Genomic DNA, 21,225 nt, shown 5'->3' with positions numbered 1-21,225 from the left:
GCAAAAATACATATAAATATACTACTATTTATTTAAAACCCAAATATATCATCTGATTCATCTTTTTCTTCAAATGTATCTAAGTCAATTTCAACTTTAATTAAAGTACCTTTAAAATCAAAATTTACATTATCTACTTTATACATTTCTCCTGCTTTTTTCAAAAAAAATCCATCATTTGAAATTATCTGAAGAGTACCGTTTGAACTTTCAGTCAGTTCCAATAAATTATTAAGTCCAAAACCTCTATTTCTAGGAGTAGACTTTATTGAAAATCCTTTTTCTAAAGACTTAACTATTGCCTTCCAATCTTCATACTTTTGCTTGCCTTCTAAATCAGCATTTTCAATTGATTTTGGAATTCCAACACCAAAGTCACAAACCGAAAATGATATCTTATTATTTTTAGGGTAGTATTGAGTAATTATATAACCTGTTACTTCAGATTGAGAATGATCAAATATATTATTAAAAACTTCATCCATGTTAGAGGACATTGGAATTAGGTCTTTATTTTTAGTAAATCTTTCAAAATATTCCTTAGCATAATTTGAATAGGAGTATATCATTTTTTCAGATATTTTCCATAGACATAAAGTAGTTCGATTTTTTGATAAAGTAAATTTCGCTCTATCAAAACCTTCTTTCCAATATTCTTTGAACTTAATATTAAAAAGGTGGTTATTAAAGTTGGTGGTTCCGCCAATAAAAGACACACTACAACCATTTATGTAAAAACTTTCTATCAGACAAGCTAAAATCACAAAATCATCTGTCTCCATAAAGCGGACTGTATTAAAGTCAACAATTAAAGATTCCACTTTATCAGAATGTTTTAAACTTACTTTGACAAAATTGAACCAATCATCTGCTTTTTGGGATGAAGGAACTTTTAAGGTAAATTCTCTCATAAAATATTTTTAAGTAATCTTTGATTATCTAATTATAATTGGTTTAGAGCTCTTTGAACAAAACCTTCAATTATTTTAAACTGAATGAGTTTCAAATTTAAGCTATAACTTAAGAAATTATGAAAATGATATTGAAATTTTTTAATTATAAATTATGGGATAAAAATGCTTTGAGAACTATATGATCAGTTTTTTAAATTTCTATAATCTTTGCTTCTCTTGATTAATTTATAATGAATGGATAGAAACATTAGCAACAACTTAAATATTTAATGTTTCAAAAAGTAAAGACCCTAGTAACGGCTTCCAAAATAACTCGTGCTAAATTAGCAGCTATCGCTTGATTTGATAATTATCTTATAATTACCAGGCAATTGTAATGCGGTTTTCTCTGATTGGTTGACGGTTGGTCTCAAAATTTAATCTCGATTCGTTTACAGTTGATTTTTGTATTACATTTTTATAGATCATTTGTTTTCAGTGTTTTAACATGTATAACTCTCAAAACCGTCACGGTTGGTTTTACGGTTTTAGTATTGCAAGACAACGGCTTGTGCAACGGGTTTTAATTTACCGTTGCAAGATTAGCAACGGTTCCAGCAACGGCTCTTATCAATACCGTTACAATGCCGTTGTTTTCAAATTAGTAGTCCAACTCTAACTCCTCATACTCTACTCTATCCAAAATAGCTTCGACATCACTGTTTGTTTTGGGATGAAACAAATCCTGACTCACAGGATAATACTCCAGCTGATTTTTATCGTAATCTTTTTTTATAATTCCTTCGATTTCTTCCTGGTCCAAATCATCTTTCAACCAATCCTTTTCCTGATCTGAAGATAACATCACAGGCTGGCGGTTCTTTTTGTTGTGGATTTTAGCGAATAAAGGAGAGGCTTCTTTGGTGAGAATGGCAAAGGTGACTTTGTTTTCTATCCGAGTATATATTCCTGCAAGGGATAAAAAGTCTTTGTCTTTGGGTTTGAATACAAAGGGATATTTATTGCCCTTGTGATCATGTGGTTCAAAAAAAGCGGAAACTGGTATGATACAACGTTTTGTATAAATGGATTGTTTGTACAGAAAATGATCAAAGGCCTTTTCAGATCTCGCATTGATGCCCCCACCAAACTTTCTGGCTTCTTTATAATAGTCTTTCAATTCGTCGACAGACTTACTTTCTGGTGCTATGCCCCAGGTAGCAGCAGCCAAAACATGAGGCTTTTCCTGCGGGATGATCAACATCTGAGAATGAGTAAAACCTATAATATGATAGCTTGGCTGATCAAACAAGTCTCTCTTACTTTCATCACTAAGTTTGGCCTTATACTGCTCTTCCAGTTTTTCGACCTTTTGTATTTGAGAGGTATGGGCGCACATGAGTTATATTTTAAAAGTATAGAAATAAAATTTCAATAGTGGGCTAATTAGCTTTGAAATAAGCAATGCGAAAAGTACGATACTTTCGTAACCAGATTGCTTGTTATCCTATATTAATCGTCACTGTTTCGGTTCATAGCCCAAATAGCAATTCCTGCAGCTGTGATTAAGCCACCTATAAATAAAGCTATATTTCCATCGCGCTGTACTTTTTTAGCTTTACTCAGCTGTTTCGAGCCTATACCATTTTCTGCAATGAAATCCTCTAGTCCTTTAATTCTTCCTTCTAATTCTTCTTTAATCTTAGTGTTAAATTCCATAATCAATACTGTTTAAAATTATTTTCATTCATAATATAATAAGATCATATTAAAATCAAAATTGCTTTTATTTTTTATTAGGAAAGATTTGTGATACCTTTTGTAATTCTATTTTGCTGTGTACTTTGAGATTGTTTTTTCAGATGAAAAAATTGCAGGCTTCCCATTAAAATAGCTGTTTAAAGTACTATTAACTTTATTTCAAAAGCTTAATTAAGATGTTTTAAGGCTAAGGTGAATAGGTCAAGCAAAGGCTATAAAAATCACCGTTGCAAAATAGCAACGGTTCAATCAACGGCTTTCATCAATAACTGTTGGTTTTACCGTTGGAACCGTTGATTGGTCAATTTTTACTCATTTATTCCTACTCCAAGTATCACTAATTTATGAGTTGTTGTTATATTCGGAAAAACTTTTATCACAAAACACTTTTACGGTAAATAACACCAACGAAATATAAAACAAACACATGTCCGAAGATCATAAAAAACAATTGGAGCAACAGCTCTGGAATATAGCCAACACCCTTAGGGGAAAAATGAATGCTGATGAGTTTAGAGATTATATCCTGGGCTTTATTTTTTATAAATACCTTTCGGAGCGCATGGAAATTTATGCTGACTCCATCCTGAAACCTGATGGCATTTCATATACCGATATAGATGAAGAAACAGAAGAAGGTAAAGCTTATCTCGAAGCGATTAAAGAAGAAGCTTTACTAAAATTGGGGTATTTCCTAAAACCCTCAGAATTATTTAGTTCTGTAGCCAAAAGAGGAAACCATAAGGAAGTGAGTCTTGAGGAAGTGGCACTAGCTGCGGATCCAGATGAAAGTTACCAAACGGTCAGTAATTTCATTTTGGAAGATTTACAGACCATTCTCAACAATGTGCAAAACTCTACCATGGGTACGGAAAGTGAAGAAGATTTTGATAACCTCTTTGAAGATTTAGATCTTAACTCTACCAAACTTGGCAAAACTCCTGAAGCACGTAACGAGATAATCGCTAAAGTCCTGGGCCACCTGAACAAAATAGACTTTAAACTGGAGCAAACCGAACTAGATGTGTTGGGTGATGCTTATGAATATCTGATTGGAAAATTTGCCAGTGGAGCTGGAAAAAAAGCAGGTGAATTTTATACTCCACAGGAGGTGAGTATGGTTCTGGCCAAACTGGTTACTACTGGTAAAAACAAGCTGAGATCTGTATATGATCCTACCTGTGGCAGTGGATCCCTCCTACTCCGAGTCGCTAAAGAAGTAAAAGAAGTGAGTAGTTTTTACGGACAGGAATTGAACCGTACAACCTACAACCTAGCCAGGATGAACATGATTCTTCACGGTGTTCACTACCGTAAGTTTGACATCAAACAAGAAGATACCTTAGAATATCCACAACACATCGACCAGCGTTTTGAAGCTATTGTGGCTAATCCTCCTTTTTCGGCCAACTGGAGTGCCAGCCAACTCTTTATGAGTGATGATAGGTTTAGCCAATACGGAAAACTTGCTCCAAAAAGCAAAGCCGATTATGCCTTTGTACAACACATGGTGCATCATCTCGCAGAGAACGGTTCCATGGCTTTGGTGTTGCCTCACGGTGCTTTATTTCGTGGTGGTGCCGAAGAACATATCCGTAAATATTTAATTGAAGAAAAAAACTTTTTAGATGCAGTTATTGGTTTACCAGCCAATATCTTTTATGGCACTAGCATCCCTACCTGTATTTTGGTATTTAAGAAATGTAGAGAACACCCAGAGGATATTTTATTTATCGATGCCAGCGAACATTACGAAAAAGTAAAAACTCAAAATATCCTTACCCAGGAGAACATAGATAAAATTATTGATACGTTTAGAGAACGTAAAACTGAGGATAAATATAGCTCCGTTGCTCCATTAAGCGAAGTGGAAGAAAACGACTACAACCTCAACATCCCTCGTTATGTCGATACCTTTGAAGAAGAAGAACCTGTGGATATTGATGCCGTTGCTACTGAAATTGAAAGTTTAAACCAAACTCTGGCTGACAACCAAAATACTATCGCTTCTTTTTGTAATGAATTAAACATTAAAACTCCGTTTTAAGATGCAAAAGGAAAAACAATTAGTCCCACAATTACGGTTTACTGAGTTTGATGGGAAGTGGGAGAAAAAAAAATTTGGTGAAACTGTTATTATTAATCCTAAAATAACGGAGTTGCCTAACTCTTTTATTTATATAGATCTAGAAAGTGTCAATAATGGGGTTTTATCTAAAGAAAATAAAATATCTAAAAATGAAGCACCTAGTAGGGCTCAACGATTGTTATCAAATGATGATATCCTTTACCAAACTGTAAGACCATATCAAAAAAATAATTTTTATTTTAATAAATCAAAAAATGATTACGTAGCATCAACTGGCTACGCACAAATTAGGTCAAAGCACAACAAATCAAGCTTTATATATCAATACTTACACTCAGATTATTTCGTAAACAAAGTCTTATTAAGATGTACTGGTACAAGTTATCCAGCAATTAACTCAACTGATCTTTCTAAAATTCGTGTCAATTTCCCACCAGTGCCCGAACAACAAAAAATAGCCGATTTCCTTTCTTCCATAGATACTCACATCCAAACCCTAGAAAAAAAGAAGGCAGCTTTAGAATTGTATAAAAAAAGCGTTACCCAGAAGATTTTTAAACAGGAAATACGGTTTAAAGATGATGATGGGAATGAGTTTGCAGATTGGGAGAAGAGAAAAGTTGGAGAAATATTCAAAATCACTAGAGGTGATGTACTTTCAATGAAATTGGTAGAACAAAGAATAGATGAAAATTATAAATATCCTGTTTATTCTTCTAAAACCATGAAAAAAGGCTTATCAGGCTATTATAATCAATATTTATTTGAAGATGCAATTACATGGACAACCGACGGAGCAAACGCTGGTGATGTAAATTACCGTAAAGGTAAATTTTATTGTACAAATGTTTGCGGAGTTTTATTAAATGATAAAGGTTATGCAAATCTTTTTGTTGCAGAAAAACTTAATTCAATTACTAAGAAATATGTATCTTATGTAGGCAATCCTAAGTTAATGAATGGTGTAATGTCGGAAATCAAAATTAATCTCCCTTCAGTTAAAGAACAAACCAAAATCGCTAATTTTTTATCATCCATAGACAAGCAAATAGAAGGCATTACCCAACAAATAGAATATACCAAAACCTATAAAAAAGGCTTGTTACAGCAGATGTTTGTGTAAAATAATATAATTGGAAAAGAGAGAAATACATAATTATGATGAATTAGAAATAAATACTTTTTCTAAAAATGATGGTGAAAGAAATTTTATAAGTGTTGGAGATTTTAAATATGAATTAAATATAGAATTTGAATTTAGCATATCGGAACTATTTAAAAATCGATTTAAAGGCCTTGGTATTAAGCCCACTGATAAAATTGAATTTATAAATATTTTGTTTAGAAAAAAATTCATTTTTACTAATAAAGAATTTTTTAAGCCAACATTAGATTTCATAAAATGTTACTTCAATTTTAGTCCAAGTTTTAGGGATAAAGTCTTTGAAAATAAAATCAAGTTCAAACTTTGCGATTTTGAAAGGTTTTATATGAATAATACTACTTTTAAAGAGTATCTAGAATTTTACAACTGTAGATTTTTTGAAAAGGCAATTATTATAAAATGCTCATTTGATGATAATGTAGTTTTTACAAAATCAAACTTTCATGGTAACTGTTTATTTACTTATTCAAGTTTTGAGAAATTAGGAATTTTTAGCCGAGCTAAGTTTCATGATGAAAATAAAAAACCGACTGCATTAGATTTGTCTCAAACTATCATCAATGGTCAACTTGTTTTTTTTGAAACTGTTTTAGGAAACTATAAAGCATTTAAAATAGATTCAGATTCTACTAATTATGACAAAACGATTAATGACGGCGATGTTATCCCAATGCAGAATAAACGAGAAACCTTTCGTATAATTAAAGATCAACTACTCCAACAAAATAATATTATAGAAGCTGAGAAGTATGGAAAGTTGGAGAAGCAAACTTTATTAGAAGAAAAAAATCTGGATGCCATATATGAAGATGATGTTTTGAAAACTTTTAAAATATTGCTTTCAGATTATTTTGTGCTTAAATTGAATAAATATTCGAATAATTTCAAGACAAGCTGGCTTTATGCTTTTATTTTCACTTTGAGCGTTGCGTTTATTTCTCATAGTTTTTTGAGTATTTCAAAAAACTATGAATTTGATGATTTTATAAAACTTATTAAGTTAATCAACATAACAGATTTTAGTTTTTATGAAGAGGTAGATTCGACTGAACTTTATATTGTCTATTTCCTTGCTAAGATTTCTATTGGTTTTGGTATTTATCAACTAATTCAAGCATTTAGGAAATATAAATAAGCAGCTAATTATGAACAGTTCTGATATTAAAAAGTTAAAAATAAACCTATAGGTTGATTTTATGAAGTTTGTTGATATATTTGCAGAAGAATTAGATTATCGTGAACAGTTGTTTTCGGTAGTATATGCTAATGAAAAAGGAAATTATGGCAGTTCTGAATATGAAAAGTTATTAGACTTATGGACAAATGTTGAATACCTGAGAAATTATGCAAAAAACAACAATGTCAAACACATAAATGATTTTGTCAGGAAACGACTTAGAGATGCTGAAAAAATTGAAGATTTTATAGATGAGATACTTGAGAACGGAGAACCACTAGACCGCTATTTTCATCAACTCAATAATAATGAAACAGGCGTAAAGGTACTTTCACTGAGAAAAGGTAAAACATCAAAAATAGATGGACTCAGACTATATGCCATTAAAATTGATACCAATTGTTTTTTAATCACTGGTGGTGCTATCAAGATGAGTTTAAAAAACGACGATCATCCTGATACACGTGAAGAAATGAAAAAAATAGAAAACGTGAAATCCTATCTTCAAACTGAAGGAATTGCAGATGAAGATTCTTTTTACGAACTTCTTATAGACATGGAAAATGAAAAATAGAGATAAGTTTAAAAAATTAGTTACTGAGCAGCATACTGGCATTGCCGCTAAAAACAAGGCTCGTATCAAAAATAGAAATCGATTAAGAGCTTCTCAAGATATTGCTTTAAAAGTACTCGGTAAGCTTGATGATTTAGGCTGGAAACAAAAAGATTTAGCAAAGCAAATGGAAGTTTCAGCTCAACAAATCACCAAAATAGTGAGTGGAAAAGAAAACCTCACCTTAGAGACTATTGTAAAATTAGAAAAAACCTTAGGTATTTCAATTTTAGCCTCTTCTATTCAAAACAGCACAGAAGAAGAAATTATTTTAGATTTAGAAACCAATTGATTAAAAATCATACTTTTGCAAATGACAGTACACATCACGCTACCCGTTAGATCAGCGTCCCAGGGTGTGTCTTTTGCTTTTACAAATAAACATTACAAGAATTAATACACCTTCCCTGCCTCTTTACAATGCACACTGGGAAGGTTTTCTTTTTTATAGCGAAGTAAAAAATTATAATTGACTTACTATTAGTAATAGCTCAAAACTCCCTTAAAATAAGTACTTTTGAATGTAATGAGTAAGTAACTAAGCTAATGCCAACTGAATCCGAACAAATATTAGAAAATAAATTAGTCCAGCAATTACAATCTTTAGGCTATTCCAAGGTTTCTGTACCAAATGAAGAAGCTTTATTAGCTAACTTAAAAGTTCAGCTAGAAAAACACAACGGTGTTACTTTTTCAGCAGATGAGTTTAAAAAAGTCATCAATATTCTAAGTAAAGGATCTGTATTTGAAAAAGCAAAAACACTCAGAGAAAAACAACACCTTATAAGAGATAATGGCGACAATCTTTACTTTGAGTTTTTAAATACGGAGCATTGGTGCCAGAACCTTTACCAAGTTACACAGCAAGTCACCATAGAGGGAAGTTATAAAAACAGGTATGACGTTACCTTACTCGTCAACGGTTTACCCTTGGTGCAAATTGAATTGAAAAGGCGTGGCTTAGAAATGAAGGAAGCCTTTAACCAGGTGAACCGTTATCAAAGACATTCCTTTGGAAGCAACTCTGCCCTATTCCAGTATGTTCAAATATTTGTAATTAGTAACGGTGTCAATACAAAATATTACGCCAATAACAGATATCAATCATTCAAACAGACTTTTTATTGGTCAGATAAAAGCAATAATCGCCTAACCAATATTTTAAATGGGTTTACAAGTGAGTTTTTAGAGCCTTGCCATGTTTCCAAAATGATTTGTAAATACATCGTTTTAAACGAAACCAATAAAATATTGATGGTACTCAGACCCTATCAATTTTATGCTGTGGAAGCAATGATTGATAAAGTCAAAAATAGCAATCATAACGGCTACATCTGGCACACCACTGGTTCTGGTAAAACGCTTACCTCTTTTAAAGCAAGTCAGATTATTACTCAGATGCCACAAGTAAAAAAAGTGGTATTTGTAGTAGATCGTAAGGACTTAGATTATCAAACCACCAAGGAATTTAATAGTTTCTCTAAAGGTAGTATTGGTGGTACTGACAACACAAAAGCTCTGGTTAAGCAATTTGAAGATGATACGAAATTGATTGTAACCACCATTCAGAAGTTGAATACAGCTATCAGCAAAAAAAGGTATTTGGAAAAAATGAAGCCCTTACAAAACGAACGTATCGTTTTCATTTTTGATGAATGTCACCGCAGTCAGTTTGGGGATACACATAACAGAATAAAGGATTTTTTCGACAACCATCAAATGTTTGGTTTCACGGGGACGCCAATTTTCGCTGACAATGCTGCAAAAAATGATTTAGGAAAACGAACCACTAAAGACTTGTTCGGAGAATGTTTGCACAAATACGTCATTACTGATGCCATCAAAGATGAAAATGTATTAAAATTTGCGGTTGAATACGTTGGTAATTTCAAACGTAAGGACACTGCAACGGAAATCGATATTGAAGTTGAAGATATAGACCGTAAGGAGTTGATGGAATCTACTGATAGAGTTGAAAAAATAGTAGATTATATTATTGCCAACCACAACAGGAAAACACACAGCAGAGAATTTACAGCCATGTTTTGCGTCAGCAGTACAGACATGCTGGTGAAGTATTATGATAGTTTCAAAAGAAAAAAGGATAATGGCGAACATAATCTCAAAGTAGCAACTATATTTAGTTATGTAGCCAACGAAGAGGATGCCGATGCCACTGGATTTATTCCAGAAGAAGTTTCTGTAGTTGAAGAGTCGCCAGCTTTATATGGTTTGCACCAACATAAGCGAGATAAACTAGAGAGCTATATTGGTGACTACAATAAAATGTATGGTACTAACTTTTCAACAAAAGACAGTCAGTCATTTTATAACTACTACAATGACATATCCAAAAAAGTAAAAGAGAAAAAAATAGATATTCTTTTGGTGGTCAATATGTTTTTAACTGGATTTGATAGTCCACCGCTTAATACCTTGTATGTTGATAAAAATCTTAGGTTTCATGGCTTGATTCAAGCATATTCGCGAACAAATAGGATATTAAACGAACAAAAGTCGCAAGGTGAAATCGTGGTGTTTCGTAACCTCAAAAAAGCAACCGATGAAGCTATAACCTTGTTTAGTAATAAAGATGCTATTGAGGTGATCATCATGGAGCCTTATGAAGATTATGTAGCTAAGTCTAACGATGCGTTTAAAAAATTACTGGAGGTAGCACCAACGGTTGACAGTGTCAATGATCTGGTAAGTGAGGAAGATGAATTGGAATTTATAAAAGCTTTCAGAGAAGTGATGCGACTCAAAAACACAATGGGGTCCTTCGCCGATTTTGACTGGGAAGATTTAATGATAGAAGAACAAATTTTTAATGATTACAGAAGTAAATACCTTGATCTTCATGACAAAGTCAAAGAGGATCATGGAAAACAAAAAGTTTCTATTCTGGAGGATGTTGATTTTGAACTGGAATTAATTCACCGAGACGAAATAAATGTCACCTATATTCTGAAATTACTGGCTGAGATTAAAGATACAAGTGAATCTGAAAAACAGAAGAAAAAGAAAGAAGTCGTTGATTTAATAGCTGGAGAGGCTAACCTGAGAAGTAAACGACTACTCATTGAAAAGTTCATTGAAGAAAACCTGCCCTTAGTTATCGAAACAGAAACTATTCCCCAGGAATTTGAGAAGTTTTGGAGTGAAGAGCAGCGAAAAGCATTTGATCAACTTGTAGAAAAAGAGAACTTAGACAAAGATAAAACCAAAAGGCTAATTGAAAATTATCTTTTTGCTGAAAGAGAACCGCTAAGAGATGAACTTCTGGCGTTGATCAACGGTAAGCAACCGTCTGTTTTAAAACGAAAAGAAATAGGTGATCGATTAAACAAAAAGGTCGTCAATTTTGTGGAAACTTTTATAAATGGGGTGGAGATATAAACAATCATAAAGTCATTCAATCTCATGGCAAATAAATCTATAACGAGGAAAGAATTGTACGACTTAGTCTGGACTAAGCCAGTGGTTCATATTGCAAAAGACTATGGATTTTCCGATAATGGCATCCGTAAAATCTGCAAAAAGCATAATATTCCCTTACCTAAAAATGGGTACTGGTCTAAATTGAAGTTCAAAAAAAAGGTTGTGAAGGAAAAACTACCTAAACAAGATGATAATCCTAAAATTTCACTGGAAAAAACTAACCCTCTAATTCAAGGGGGGAATGAAACCTTAACCGAGCTGGCTTTTTTCAAAAAAGACATTTACGAAAACCAGGAATCAGAATTAGTAGTTCCAGATAAACTAACCAAACCGCACAAATTTATTAAAGCTACAATAGAGTATCACAGAGAACTAAAAAGACGTAAACGTACTCGAGATTATACTAGAAATTTAGACTCTAAAAATTCTATAAGCATAAATGTTTCTGACACTATTTTCAATAGAGGGATAAGGTTCATGGATACATTAATTAAAGTTTTAGAAAAAAGAGGCTTTGAGATTAGTGCTGAAAGAGAGACTAAAATCTCCAAATTAAACCAAGATTACTCACTAAGACTTATCGAAAAAAATAAGCGTATCAAAAAGGAAAGCAAATATTCTTGGCCAGAATATGATCTTGAGCCAACTGGATTTTTATGCCTAAAGATGGATTCTGGTTATCCCAAGAAGGAATGGAATGATACCAAGACTAAGCCCATTGAAGAAAAGCTTATAAACATAATAGCTTGGTTAGAATTAAGATCGAAGGAAGATTATGAAGCTGAAATACAACGTGAAATTAGAAGGAAGGAGAGAGAAGAAATACGCAAAAAAGAAGAAGCATTACAAAAATTGAAAGATGAAGAGTTAGAGAAATTCAATACTATTTTGAATGATGCTTCACGCTGGCACAAGTCTCAATACCTTAGAAATTATATCAAAGAATTTGAACAATACACCAAAAATACAAACACATTAGATGCTAAGAAAGAAAAATGGATCCAATGGGCTAAAGAAAAAGCAGATTGGTATGACCCATTTATTGAAAAAGAGGTCGAGCTGCTAAATGACATTGATAGAGATACCTTGAAGCCTATAAAGAAAAGTTATTGGTAGTATATAGGCCTGTGTAAATTATACCTAATTAATTAACTTGTACAATATGAAAAATGATTTATGAAAGAAACAGAAACTGTACTCTTGATTAATAAGCATGTAGAGAACGTACTGGAAGATCAACCGAGTAGACAAGAGGTGATTGATTACCTAGATAACATTAAGAGATTACAAGTCGTAAATCATAATCTTACATTTTTTATTGCTACAAGAAGTGAATTTGATGAACTAAGAAAGCTTTGGCGTTTTATCCATACTTCAGAACTTGAAGTAGATTATTATAGGGTTTTTATTTACGAAATACCAAAGGTTTTATATGATTGGTTAAAGTCAAATTCCTTTGAAGAAATTATAGATCAGATAGTCTATTATAAAGCTTATCTAAGCCTGTTTGCTTCAACTGAGGAAAGGTTTAAAGATATTCACCCTGTACTTCTTGAACTTGTCTACGATAAGTACGAAAATCTTCTGAAAATCAATTTGGAAAAAATTGAAAACTTAAAATTTTACAAGAGTTTAATAAAAGATGTTTCTGTCAATTCAGGTATGCAGAAAGAGTCTTTACTTAAATACATTATTTCCTTTTTTAAAGAATATAACACCTTACCTATTCCACCACTGATGGTAGTCAGAGGCAAACGGATAAATGATGCGAATTGGAAACAAATAATTGCTGGATTTGATTTTAAAATTAAGATGTATGGTAGTTTCAAGAACTATTATAGTTTAAAAAATAGCAGGCTTAATACAACAAGATCAGATGATGAATACACTCAGAAGCATCTTGAGAAATGGAAATATTTTTATAAAAATAATTATGATTATTTAGATAATATATATCCAGAAATCATGATGATATCTACTAGCGCAAAGAAAACTAAATATTCCTGGACGTGTGAAATCTGTGGTTGGCCAGCAGATTTTGAAAATATGAAACAAAAATTGCACATAACAGATCAAACATTGTGTTATAAATGTTATTATGAAAAGTATTTTTAGATTTGATGATATTTTAGAAGCTGTCAGAGATAAGCTCTATGAGTCTTTAGATAGTATTTTGGATAGTGATAAAGGACTAATTCTTAAGCCTCAGATACAAGAACAGCTTAATAAAAAGCCGCTGTATTATCAAATTTTAGCACATAACATTTTTCAATTAATTCATTTAGAATTTGAAATTGACTATAGTCATGGAAATAAGTTTAATGAGGTTCTTACTGGGTTTATCAACACAAATAATGAAAAGAGTATTTATGATTTTAGAGATGAATTGAAAAATAATTTCGAAAAGAAGATTATTAAAGACATGAGTTTTCCTGGCATTGAAAGATTTTCATTTAATAGGAATAACAAATCATTAGATTTTATAATTTTAATTAATGTTTTCATCGACTCCATTGAGAATTTTAGATTTGAAAAATTTAAATACTTTATAGAAGTAGAGTCAAATAAAGCTGACTACGTTGAAGGCAAGCTAGTACCTAAACATTTTTTTGACTTGCTCGGTGCGTTTCCTGAAGCCTACGAAAAGTTTATAAAACTTCTTCACAACCGCTATAATCTTTTAGGTATTGAACAAGCAATATCTATTTATGAAAGTAAGGAAGCTAAAAAGAACAGAATAGGTGATTTTACATTGTTTGAACCTGATTCTGATTTCTCCAAGATATTTAATAACCAAAATGAAATTCCTGACTTAATATATAATCATATTTTAAAAGTCTCTTTGGAAGATGATTATATCAATTCATTTTTTAGTAGGCTAAGAATAATTCTAAGATATTCAACATACAAAAATGAAGTCTTGATGAAAAAAAATAAAGCATCGACATCTATCTTTAAAAATATTGTAAGTAAGTTCACTGGTAGTGAATATAAGTATACTTCAGAAGTTTATATTACCAAAGAATTTGAATCAGACTTAGAAGATTTCAAGAAATTAATTAATCATAAGTCTCTAAATATCAAATTAATGAAACGCCAGTTTCAGAAGTAGCACGATCTAGCACTTCATAAAGGCTCACATTCTAAATAGTTTTGGCATCAGATAATTTTAAACAAATTAATTATGTCAGAACCAAAACGCATCATTGATGCAACCATCGAAGAGTTGAAGCATGAGCTACTTCAAGAGATCAAACAAGAGCTCGCCAACTTAGTTAAAAAAATCAAGCCAAAGCCTCAAACCGTTTGGTTAACAAGAGATGAAGCCTCTGAAAGGCTGGGTGTCACTAAGCAAACGCTTCACAACTGGAATGTGTCAGGTAAGTTAATGGCACACAAACAGGGTGGAGTCGTAAGATACAAATTAGCGGATGTTCAATCTTTTTATAAATAGAGGCTATGGATAGAGAAAACAAAAAGAATATTTTGCCAGAAAACTCCAAAGTTGATTTAGATAGTTTAGTTTCAGAAGAAGTGAAATTTTCAGGACAATCGAAAACAAATTCTCAAATCCTTGATAAAATTCTAGATAATCTTGATCCGATAAGTTTTGTGACTGAGGCAGCTGTTTCGGAAGAGAAATATATAAAACAATATGAGTACAAGGTTATAGTTGTAAATACGATTCTCAAGAAATCAAAAGATCTAGAATTTGACTTTAGAAATTTTCAGGATAAGCTTTACGTATTCAACAGATGTTACTGGTCTGAACTATGTATTGACGAATTAATGATTTTTTTGACTGAAGGTGCTAAAATAACTGGTATTAAAAAAACTAAATCTCAATACTTTAAATTCTCCGAAGACCTTTTAAAACAATTTAAGACTAGAACTATTTCAGTTTCAAGTACAGAAACGAAGAAAAACTTAATCAACTTGAGAAATGGGACATTAGAGATAGATAATAAAGATTTAAAATTAAGAGCTTTTGATAAAGAAGATTTTTTATTATACCAATTGGACTTTGATTTTGCGCCTGAAGCGGACTCGCCAATTTTCCAGGAATTTTTGGATGAAGTTCTTCCAGATCAAACACTTCAAAAAATCATCAGTGAATACTTGGGAAGTATTTTTATCAATTCAAACGATATAAAATTTGAGAAGGCCTTGTTCTTGTATGGAGGAGGATCCAATGGAAAAAGTGTCATTTTTGAAGTCATACAAGCCTTGCTAGGGTCTATTAATTTCTCGAGCTATCCAGTTCAGGATTTAACTACAAACCCTAATACAAGAGCTAAAATTAAGGACAAACTCCTAAATTTTTCAAGTGAAGCAGGAGAAATAGGCTCTTTTGATATTTTCAAAAAGCTTGTATCTAGGGAGCCAGTGGACTCTCGATTACTTTATAAAGACGTATATGAGATAAAAAATTATGCGAAATTAATGTTCAACTGTAATGATTTACCCAAAAAAAACGAATATACGAATGGTTATTTCAGACGTTATCTAATCATCCCATTTGAAAAGACAATTGCAAAGAAAGATCAGGATAAGAGATTGGCTCAAAAGATAATAAATAATGAATTGTCAGGTGTTTTGAACTGGATTATTAATGGGATGCTAAGACTTTATGCGAATAAGGAATTTACTTACAGTGAAAAATCTCAAAAAGCTTCTGATGAATTTGAATTGGATAGTGATTCGGTAAAGATGTTTTTACAGGAATGTCAATATGAAAAGTCAGTTGACCTTATGAGCCTTATGGATATATTTTTAAATTTTAAAAATTACTGTCTATCCAATGGCTATAAGGTATGTTCTAAGATCACATTATCAAAAAGATTGAAAGGACTTGGGTATGAAAACATACGGCAATCAGCTGGCATGTCCTTTTATATCCAAAAAAAATAAAAGTTTAATATAAACTACATATCCTACATTATTTAGGTCGACCGTGTAGATAATGTAGTTAAAAACAAAACTTTTTAAAATGAATAATTACAGATATACATTAGAGCCTTATAAGGGTGATAATACAAGATACAGATGTCCAGGATGTAAAAAAAAAAATGAATTTACAAGATATGTAGATTTACATACCCAGCGTCATATTGCTGAAAATGTTGGAATATGTAACAACACAAATAAATGTGGTTACCACTACCCTCCAAGAGAGTATTTTAGAGATAATATCAGACAAACCACACAAGGTAAAAGACAAGAACCTAAACAGCCTGATATTGATTTAAAGCAAGTCAAAAATCAAGAAGATAAGATAAGTCATTACCATACAGACCTAATCACAAAATATAAGACCAATTTTTACGACAACAAATTTCTAATCTTCTTTAGTAAGCTCCTTGGCCGTAATGAAGTAAATAAGTGGATAGAACTATATAATCTGGGAACCTATAATAAAGGATACTTAAAAGGTAGCACCATCTTTTGGCAAGTAGATCAGAACCTAAGAGTGAGAACAGGTAAGATCATGAAATATGATCAAAAGACGGGGAAAAGGTTACCTAAAATGCAAAATTGGTATCACTCAATTAACAATAAAGATAATTTCAACTTAAAACAAGTCCCCTTCGGGCTGCATCTATTGAGAGATTACAGATCCAAAAAAATTGCAATAGTTGAAAGCGAGAAAACAGCCTGTTTAATGTCTACGTTTATGCCTGATTTCTTATGGCTAGCTATCGGTAGTTGCCAAAATTTGACTTACAAAATGCTTTCTGAGATTAAAAACAGAGACATTATCCTGTTTCCAGATGCGGGTAAATATGAATTATGGAGGTCAAAAATTCAGAATCTGCCTACTTCAAATTTTTATGAAATTTCGGATTTGCTTCACTTAAAATCGACAAAAGAAGAAAAAGAAAGGGATTTTGATATTGCTGACTACTGCCTTTCGATGTATTTAAAGGAGGTTTGAAGGAATTTTATTGTTGTTTATTTTATTTGGTTCTAAGAGCAAATATCCAAATCGGGCACGCCTCAAGGCACGCCTCTAAATAAAAAACCCCTGGTTTACAGGGGTTTAAGTAGTAATTTTGTGACCTCGGCAGGATTCAAACCTGCAACCTTCTGAGCCGTAATCAGATGCGCTATTCAGTTGCGCCACGAGGCCGTATGTGTTTTTTTCTCCATCTCCTTCCAGCAGCTGATTTGAGATATTTTTCTCTCGACCTAGCTAAAAGGCGTGTTTCAAAAACTTCTTGATGAACTATGATCCAGGGAACAAAAGCTTTAGTCGATTTTGTGTTTCCTTGATTATGTTCTGACAATCTTTCTTTTAGGCGTTCTGTCATTCCAACATAGTACCTGTCAAATTTAAAACTATAAAGAACGTAAACATAAAACATGTCTAAAAATTCTATGCGCCCTGCCCGAAAGAGACTAACTTCCGTTCGGCTCGGGCGGGTATTCAGTTGCGCCCGCCTGAACATTCATTCGGGCAAGCCCGCCTGAACATTCATTCGGGCAAGCCAGGAGGCCGTATGTGTTTTTTTCTCCATCTCCTTCCAGCAGCTGATTTGAGATATTTTTCTCTCGACCTAGCTAAAAGGCGTGTTTCAAAAACTTCTTGATGAACTATGATCCAGGGAACAAAAGCTTTAGTCGATTTTGTGTTTCCCTGATTATGTTCAGACAATCTTTCTTTTAGGCGTTCTGTCATTCCAACATAGTACCTGTCAAATTTAAAACTATAAAGAACGTAAACATAAAACATGTCTAAAAATTCTATGCGCCCTGCCCGAACGAGACTAACTTCCGTTCGGCTCGGGCGGGTATTCAGTTGCGCCCGCCTGAACATTCATTCGGGCAAGCCCGCTTGAACATTCATTCGGGCAAGCCACAAGGCCGTATGTGTTTTTTATCCATCTCCTTCCAGCAGCTGATTTGAGAAATTTTTCTCTCGACCTAGCTAAAAGGCGTGTTTCAAAAACTTCTTGATGAACTATGATCCTGGGAACAAAAGCTTTAGTCGATTTTGTGTTTCCCTGATTATGTTCAGACAATCTTTATTTTAGGCGTACTGTCATTCCAACATAGTATCTGTCAAATTTAAAACTATAAAGAACGTAAACATAAAACATGTCTAAAAATTCTATGCGCCCCGCCCGAACGAGACTAACTTCCGTTCGGCTCGGGCGGGTATTCAGTTGCGCCCGCCTGAAATTTCAGGCGGGCAGGCCACGAGGCCTTTTTGGGAGTGCAAATATATTTCTTTTTATACTTTTACCAAATATAAAATCACAAATATCATGCAACTTACAGATTATATCAGAACCATCCCCGATTTTCCTAAGCAAGGCATCTCCTACAAAGACATCACTCCCCTACTTTTAAACCCTGAGGCTTGCGAATTTGCTGTTTCAGAATTTATTAAAGGACTCGATAATAAACCTGTCGACAAAGTAGTCGGTATAGAATCCCGCGGATTTCTGTTTGGGATGCTTTTAGCCAAAGCTCTTGGAGTGGGGTTTATTCCTATTCGAAAACCTAAAAAACTTCCCGGAAAAACAATTTCTCAATCCTACGATCTTGAGTATGGCAGCGATACCATCGAGATTCACGAAGACGATGTCCAAAAAGGAGACCGCATCCTGCTCCACGATGATTTGCTGGCAACGGGAGGTACCGCAGCAGCAGCTTGTCAACTTATCGATAAATTGGGTGGAGAAATCACCCAGGTTAACTTTATCATCGAGTTGGATGTTCTTGAAGGTCGAAAACATCTTCCTAAAGACAAGGTAAATTCGCTGCTTCATTACTAAAACGAATTCAATTTCAAAATAAATACAAAAGCTTCGTTAATTTATCTGTGAAAAATTGATAAAGAACAAACTTACAGTAGCAAAAAGCGTAAAAAAGCTATCTTTGCTGCCACTAATTTTTTAAGAAATGTGCGAACAAAAACAAAAGAAGCTGATTGATGAAGTCGGTGATAATCATATTGCTACATCTTACGAAAATCCCGTAAGAGAGGACGCTTTTGATATGACAAATGATGAAAAAATTGAGAAAATAAAAGGACACGTTCACGAAATCTTGCATACGTTAGGTATGGATATGACAGACGATAGCCTGATGGGCACTCCCAATCGCGTTGCTAAGATGTATGTAAACGAAATTTTTGGCGGTCTCGATCATGAGAAAAAACCAAAGGCTTCTACTTTTGAAAACAACTATAAATATGGCGAGATGCTTGTAGAAAAGAACATTACGGTCTATTCTACCTGCGAACACCACCTGTTGCCCATCGTAGGGAGAGCTCATGTAGCTTATATCTCCAGCGGCAGGGTTGTCGGACTCTCCAAAATGAACCGGATCGTCAATTATTATGCAAACCGACCTCAGGTTCAGGAAAGACTCACCATGCAAATCGTAAAAGAGCTTCAAAATGCTCTGGATACAGAAGACGTGGCCTGCATTATAGATGCCAAACACCTTTGCGTGAATAGCCGTGGCATCAATGACATCGAAAGCAGTACGGTAACCAGTGAATTTGGTGGCAAATTTAAAGATGAAAATGTGAGAAAAGAACTTCTCAACTATGTAAATATGGATACTAAATTTTAATCAATGCCTTTATACGAAAACCAATCCTTAAAGATTTACAATTCTATTTCTGGAGAAAAAGAAAACTTCCAGCCACTTACAGAGGGGTATGTTGGTATGTATGTCTGTGGGCCTACAGTCTACAGCAATGTACATCTGGGAAATTGTAGAACTTTTATTTCTTTCGATTTGGTATTTCGATATTTAAAGCACTTGGGATACAAAATTAGATACGTTAGAAACATTACAGATGCTGGTCATTTAGAAAACGACGGCGAAGAGGGAGAAGACAGAATAGCTAAAAAAGCTAAACTGATGGAGATTGAACCTATGGAAGTGGTTCAAAAATACAGTGTAGATTTTCATCAAATCCTTGAAAAATTCAATAACCTGCCGCCTAGTATTGAGCCTACGGCAACTGGTCATATCATTGAGCAGATTGAAACTATAAAGACCATCCTAGACAAAGGCCTGGCTTACGAAGTTGATGGTAATGTGTATTTTGATGTCATGAAATACAATGAATCTCAACATTATGGAAAGCTGAGCGGAAGAAAAATTGAAGACCTTATTTCCAATACCAGAGAACTTGCCGGGCAGTCTGACAAGAAAAACCCTCAGGATTTCGCACTTTGGAAAAAAGCTGAACCTCAACACATCATGCGCTGGCCATCACCCTGGGGTGTTGGTTTCCCCGGATGGCATCTGGAATGTACGGTGATGAGTTCCAAATACCTTGGGGACCAATTCGATATTCACGGCGGGGGAATGGATTTAAAGTTCCCGCACCACGAATGCGAAATTGCTCAGGGCCATGCTTCAAATGGTAAAGATCCCGTCAATTATTGGATGCATGCCAACATGTTGACGCTGAATGGCAAAAAAATGTCCAAAAGTACTGGCAACAATATTCTGCCTAGAGAACTTTTTACTGGCGAAAATGAAAATTTATCAAAATCCTATACCGCTACTGTCGTCAGGTTTTTTATGCTCCAGGCCAACTATAGAAGTATTCTTGACTTTTCTGATGAAGCCTTATCTGCTGCAGAAAAAGGATTTAATAAGTTGATGGACAGTCTGGCTACACTTCAAACTATCAGGGCATCAAAATCTTCTGACTTTGATGTTTCTGCCTGGAGAGATAAGTGCTATGATGCGATGAATGATGACTTCAACAGCCCTATTCTCATTGCTCATTTATTTGAAGCTGTGAAGCAGATCAATTTAGCTAAAGCTGACAAACTTCAATTAAGTCAAAAAAGTATTGATTTACTGAATACGACTATGAAAGATTTCATTTTTGAAGTCATGGGGCTTGAAGATGTGGAAGATGATTCCAAATCTAACGACAATACCAATGATTTTGAGGAGCTCATTCAGTTTTTGATCGATATGAGAAATCATGCCCGTCTTAATAAAGATTTTGACACCAGTGACAAAATAAGAGATAAACTCTCAGAAATGAAGGTTGAGCTAAAAGACAGCAAAGAAGGCACAACTTTTCAGATTCATTCGTAAGTG

20 protein-coding genes and 1 tRNA gene are annotated in these 21,225 nt (G+C 33.6%); 15 read left to right on the top strand and 6 right to left on the bottom strand.

The genetic code is table 11. From position 1 onward, the window contains the following. Positions 1-32: 32 nt before the first annotated feature. The 3 genes from LB450_RS04975 to LB450_RS04965 all read right to left on the bottom strand — a co-directional run bounded on the left by LB450_RS04975 (position 33) and on the right by LB450_RS04965 (position 2,612). A complete protein-coding gene (locus LB450_RS04975; RefSeq protein WP_224486755.1) occupies positions 33-911 on the bottom strand; it encodes an ATP-binding protein in 879 nt (292 codons plus the stop codon). 643 nt (positions 912-1,554) lie between these two features. Beyond that, positions 1,555-2,292, bottom strand: coding sequence for an SOS response-associated peptidase (locus tag LB450_RS04970; protein ID WP_224486754.1), 738 nt, complete (start codon positions 2,290-2,292; stop codon positions 1,555-1,557). A 113-nt stretch (positions 2,293-2,405) separates the two neighbouring features. Then, entirely contained in the window at positions 2,406-2,612 is a 207-nt protein-coding gene (locus LB450_RS04965) for a hypothetical protein (protein ID WP_224486753.1), read from the bottom strand. A 469-nt stretch (positions 2,613-3,081) separates the two neighbouring features. Between LB450_RS04965 and LB450_RS04960 the strand changes: the two genes are divergently transcribed. The 12 genes from LB450_RS04960 (at position 3,082) to LB450_RS04905 (ending at position 17,074) form a co-directional block, all read left to right on the top strand. After that, a complete protein-coding gene (locus LB450_RS04960; protein ID WP_224486752.1) occupies positions 3,082-4,701 on the top strand; it encodes a type I restriction-modification system subunit M in 1,620 nt (539 codons plus the stop codon). A 1-nt stretch (position 4,702) separates the two neighbouring features. After that, the gene (locus tag LB450_RS04955) at positions 4,703-5,866 is read left to right on the top strand and encodes a restriction endonuclease subunit S (protein ID WP_224486751.1); all 1,164 of its coding nucleotides are present in this window, start codon (positions 4,703-4,705) and stop codon (positions 5,864-5,866) included. Positions 5,867-5,876: 10 nt separating this feature from the next. Beyond that, a complete protein-coding gene (locus LB450_RS04950; RefSeq protein ID WP_224486750.1) occupies positions 5,877-7,043 on the top strand; it encodes a hypothetical protein in 1,167 nt (388 codons plus the stop codon). Positions 7,044-7,104: 61 nt separating this feature from the next. Further along, positions 7,105-7,659, top strand: coding sequence for a hypothetical protein (locus LB450_RS04945; RefSeq protein ID WP_224486749.1), 555 nt, complete (start codon positions 7,105-7,107; stop codon positions 7,657-7,659). After that, positions 7,649-7,990, top strand: coding sequence for a helix-turn-helix transcriptional regulator (locus LB450_RS04940; RefSeq protein WP_224486748.1), 342 nt, complete (start codon positions 7,649-7,651; stop codon positions 7,988-7,990). Before LB450_RS04945 ends, LB450_RS04940 begins: the two co-directional genes overlap by 11 nt. Before the next feature lie 254 nt (positions 7,991-8,244). Next, complete coding sequence (locus LB450_RS04935; RefSeq protein WP_224486747.1) at positions 8,245-11,097, top strand: type I restriction endonuclease subunit R; 2,853 nt, start codon at positions 8,245-8,247, stop codon at positions 11,095-11,097. Positions 11,098-11,121: 24 nt separating this feature from the next. Further along, entirely contained in the window at positions 11,122-12,255 is a 1,134-nt protein-coding gene (locus tag LB450_RS04930) for a hypothetical protein (protein ID WP_224486746.1), read from the top strand. A 60-nt stretch (positions 12,256-12,315) separates the two neighbouring features. After that, positions 12,316-13,254 (top strand): hypothetical protein, encoded by a 939-nt coding sequence (locus tag LB450_RS04925; protein ID WP_224486745.1) that lies wholly within the window; start codon positions 12,316-12,318, stop codon positions 13,252-13,254. Then, positions 13,238-14,251 (top strand): hypothetical protein, encoded by a 1,014-nt coding sequence (locus LB450_RS04920; RefSeq protein WP_224486744.1) that lies wholly within the window; start codon positions 13,238-13,240, stop codon positions 14,249-14,251. Before LB450_RS04925 ends, LB450_RS04920 begins: the two co-directional genes overlap by 17 nt. A 72-nt stretch (positions 14,252-14,323) precedes the next feature. Continuing rightward, the gene (locus LB450_RS04915) at positions 14,324-14,593 is read left to right on the top strand and encodes a helix-turn-helix domain-containing protein (protein WP_224486743.1); all 270 of its coding nucleotides are present in this window, start codon (positions 14,324-14,326) and stop codon (positions 14,591-14,593) included. A 5-nt stretch (positions 14,594-14,598) separates the two neighbouring features. Further along, positions 14,599-16,050, top strand: coding sequence for a DNA primase family protein (locus tag LB450_RS04910; RefSeq protein WP_224486742.1), 1,452 nt, complete (start codon positions 14,599-14,601; stop codon positions 16,048-16,050). Positions 16,051-16,129: 79 nt separating this feature from the next. Beyond that, positions 16,130-17,074 carry a DUF6371 domain-containing protein gene (locus tag LB450_RS04905; protein ID WP_224486741.1) on the top strand — a complete coding sequence of 315 codons (945 nt, stop codon included), beginning with the start codon at positions 16,130-16,132 and terminating at the stop codon, positions 17,072-17,074. 121 nt (positions 17,075-17,195) lie between these two features. Here LB450_RS04905 and LB450_RS04900 read toward each other — a convergent pair. The 3 genes from LB450_RS04900 to LB450_RS04890 all read right to left on the bottom strand — a co-directional run bounded on the left by LB450_RS04900 (position 17,196) and on the right by LB450_RS04890 (position 17,872). Then, positions 17,196-17,269 (bottom strand) — tRNA-Arg (locus LB450_RS04900). Continuing rightward, positions 17,247-17,504: a GIY-YIG nuclease family protein gene (locus LB450_RS04895; protein WP_224486740.1), complete on the bottom strand. Its 258-nt coding sequence runs from the start codon at positions 17,502-17,504 to the stop codon at positions 17,247-17,249. Before LB450_RS04895 ends, LB450_RS04900 begins: the two co-directional genes overlap by 23 nt. Before the next feature lie 110 nt (positions 17,505-17,614). Beyond that, a complete protein-coding gene (locus tag LB450_RS04890; RefSeq protein ID WP_224486739.1) occupies positions 17,615-17,872 on the bottom strand; it encodes a GIY-YIG nuclease family protein in 258 nt (85 codons plus the stop codon). 535 nt (positions 17,873-18,407) lie between these two features. On the opposite strand from LB450_RS04890, the gene LB450_RS04885 reads away from it, so the two are divergent. From LB450_RS04885 to cysS, 3 genes are all read left to right on the top strand, one after another. Continuing rightward, positions 18,408-18,920 (top strand): adenine phosphoribosyltransferase, encoded by a 513-nt coding sequence (locus LB450_RS04885; protein WP_224486738.1) that lies wholly within the window; start codon positions 18,408-18,410, stop codon positions 18,918-18,920. Positions 18,921-19,047: 127 nt separating this feature from the next. Further along, a complete protein-coding gene (gene folE / locus LB450_RS04880) occupies positions 19,048-19,725 on the top strand; it encodes a GTP cyclohydrolase I FolE (protein WP_224486737.1) in 678 nt (225 codons plus the stop codon). 3 nt (positions 19,726-19,728) lie between these two features. Continuing rightward, a complete protein-coding gene (gene cysS / locus LB450_RS04875) occupies positions 19,729-21,222 on the top strand; it encodes a cysteine--tRNA ligase (protein ID WP_224486736.1) in 1,494 nt (497 codons plus the stop codon). Positions 21,223-21,225: the final 3 nt, after the last annotated feature.

It is taken from the genome of Psychroflexus curvus (assembly GCF_020164585.1).
GTDB classification, from domain to species: domain Bacteria; phylum Bacteroidota; class Bacteroidia; order Flavobacteriales; family Flavobacteriaceae; genus Psychroflexus; species Psychroflexus curvus.
Note: the sequence above shows the minus strand (reverse complement) of the source record. Positions and strands in the feature narration are given on the sequence as shown.

Coding starts and splice junctions, on each gene's coding strand:
- LB450_RS04975 (WP_224486755.1), bottom strand. CDS start 911: ATGAGAGAATTTACCTTAAAAGTTCCTTCATCCCAAAAAGCAGATGAT.
- LB450_RS04970 (WP_224486754.1), bottom strand. CDS start 2,292: ATGTGCGCCCATACCTCTCAAATACAAAAGGTCGAAAAACTGGAAGAG.
- LB450_RS04965 (WP_224486753.1), bottom strand. CDS start 2,612: ATGGAATTTAACACTAAGATTAAAGAAGAATTAGAAGGAAGAATTAAA.
- LB450_RS04960 (WP_224486752.1), top strand. CDS start 3,082: ATGTCCGAAGATCATAAAAAACAATTGGAGCAACAGCTCTGGAATATA.
- LB450_RS04955 (WP_224486751.1), top strand. CDS start 4,703: ATGCAAAAGGAAAAACAATTAGTCCCACAATTACGGTTTACTGAGTTT.
- LB450_RS04945 (WP_224486749.1), top strand. CDS start 7,105: ATGAAGTTTGTTGATATATTTGCAGAAGAATTAGATTATCGTGAACAG.
- LB450_RS04940 (WP_224486748.1), top strand. CDS start 7,649: ATGAAAAATAGAGATAAGTTTAAAAAATTAGTTACTGAGCAGCATACT.
- LB450_RS04935 (WP_224486747.1), top strand. CDS start 8,245: ATGCCAACTGAATCCGAACAAATATTAGAAAATAAATTAGTCCAGCAA.
- LB450_RS04930 (WP_224486746.1), top strand. CDS start 11,122: ATGGCAAATAAATCTATAACGAGGAAAGAATTGTACGACTTAGTCTGG.
- LB450_RS04925 (WP_224486745.1), top strand. CDS start 12,316: ATGAAAGAAACAGAAACTGTACTCTTGATTAATAAGCATGTAGAGAAC.
- LB450_RS04920 (WP_224486744.1), top strand. CDS start 13,238: ATGAAAAGTATTTTTAGATTTGATGATATTTTAGAAGCTGTCAGAGAT.
- LB450_RS04915 (WP_224486743.1), top strand. CDS start 14,324: ATGTCAGAACCAAAACGCATCATTGATGCAACCATCGAAGAGTTGAAG.
- LB450_RS04910 (WP_224486742.1), top strand. CDS start 14,599: ATGGATAGAGAAAACAAAAAGAATATTTTGCCAGAAAACTCCAAAGTT.
- LB450_RS04905 (WP_224486741.1), top strand. CDS start 16,130: ATGAATAATTACAGATATACATTAGAGCCTTATAAGGGTGATAATACA.
- LB450_RS04895 (WP_224486740.1), bottom strand. CDS start 17,504: ATGTTTTATGTTTACGTTCTTTATAGTTTTAAATTTGACAGGTACTAT.
- LB450_RS04890 (WP_224486739.1), bottom strand. CDS start 17,872: ATGTTTTATGTTTACGTTCTTTATAGTTTTAAATTTGACAGGTACTAT.
- LB450_RS04885 (WP_224486738.1), top strand. CDS start 18,408: ATGCAACTTACAGATTATATCAGAACCATCCCCGATTTTCCTAAGCAA.
- folE (WP_224486737.1), top strand. CDS start 19,048: ATGTGCGAACAAAAACAAAAGAAGCTGATTGATGAAGTCGGTGATAAT.
- cysS (WP_224486736.1), top strand. CDS start 19,729: ATGCCTTTATACGAAAACCAATCCTTAAAGATTTACAATTCTATTTCT.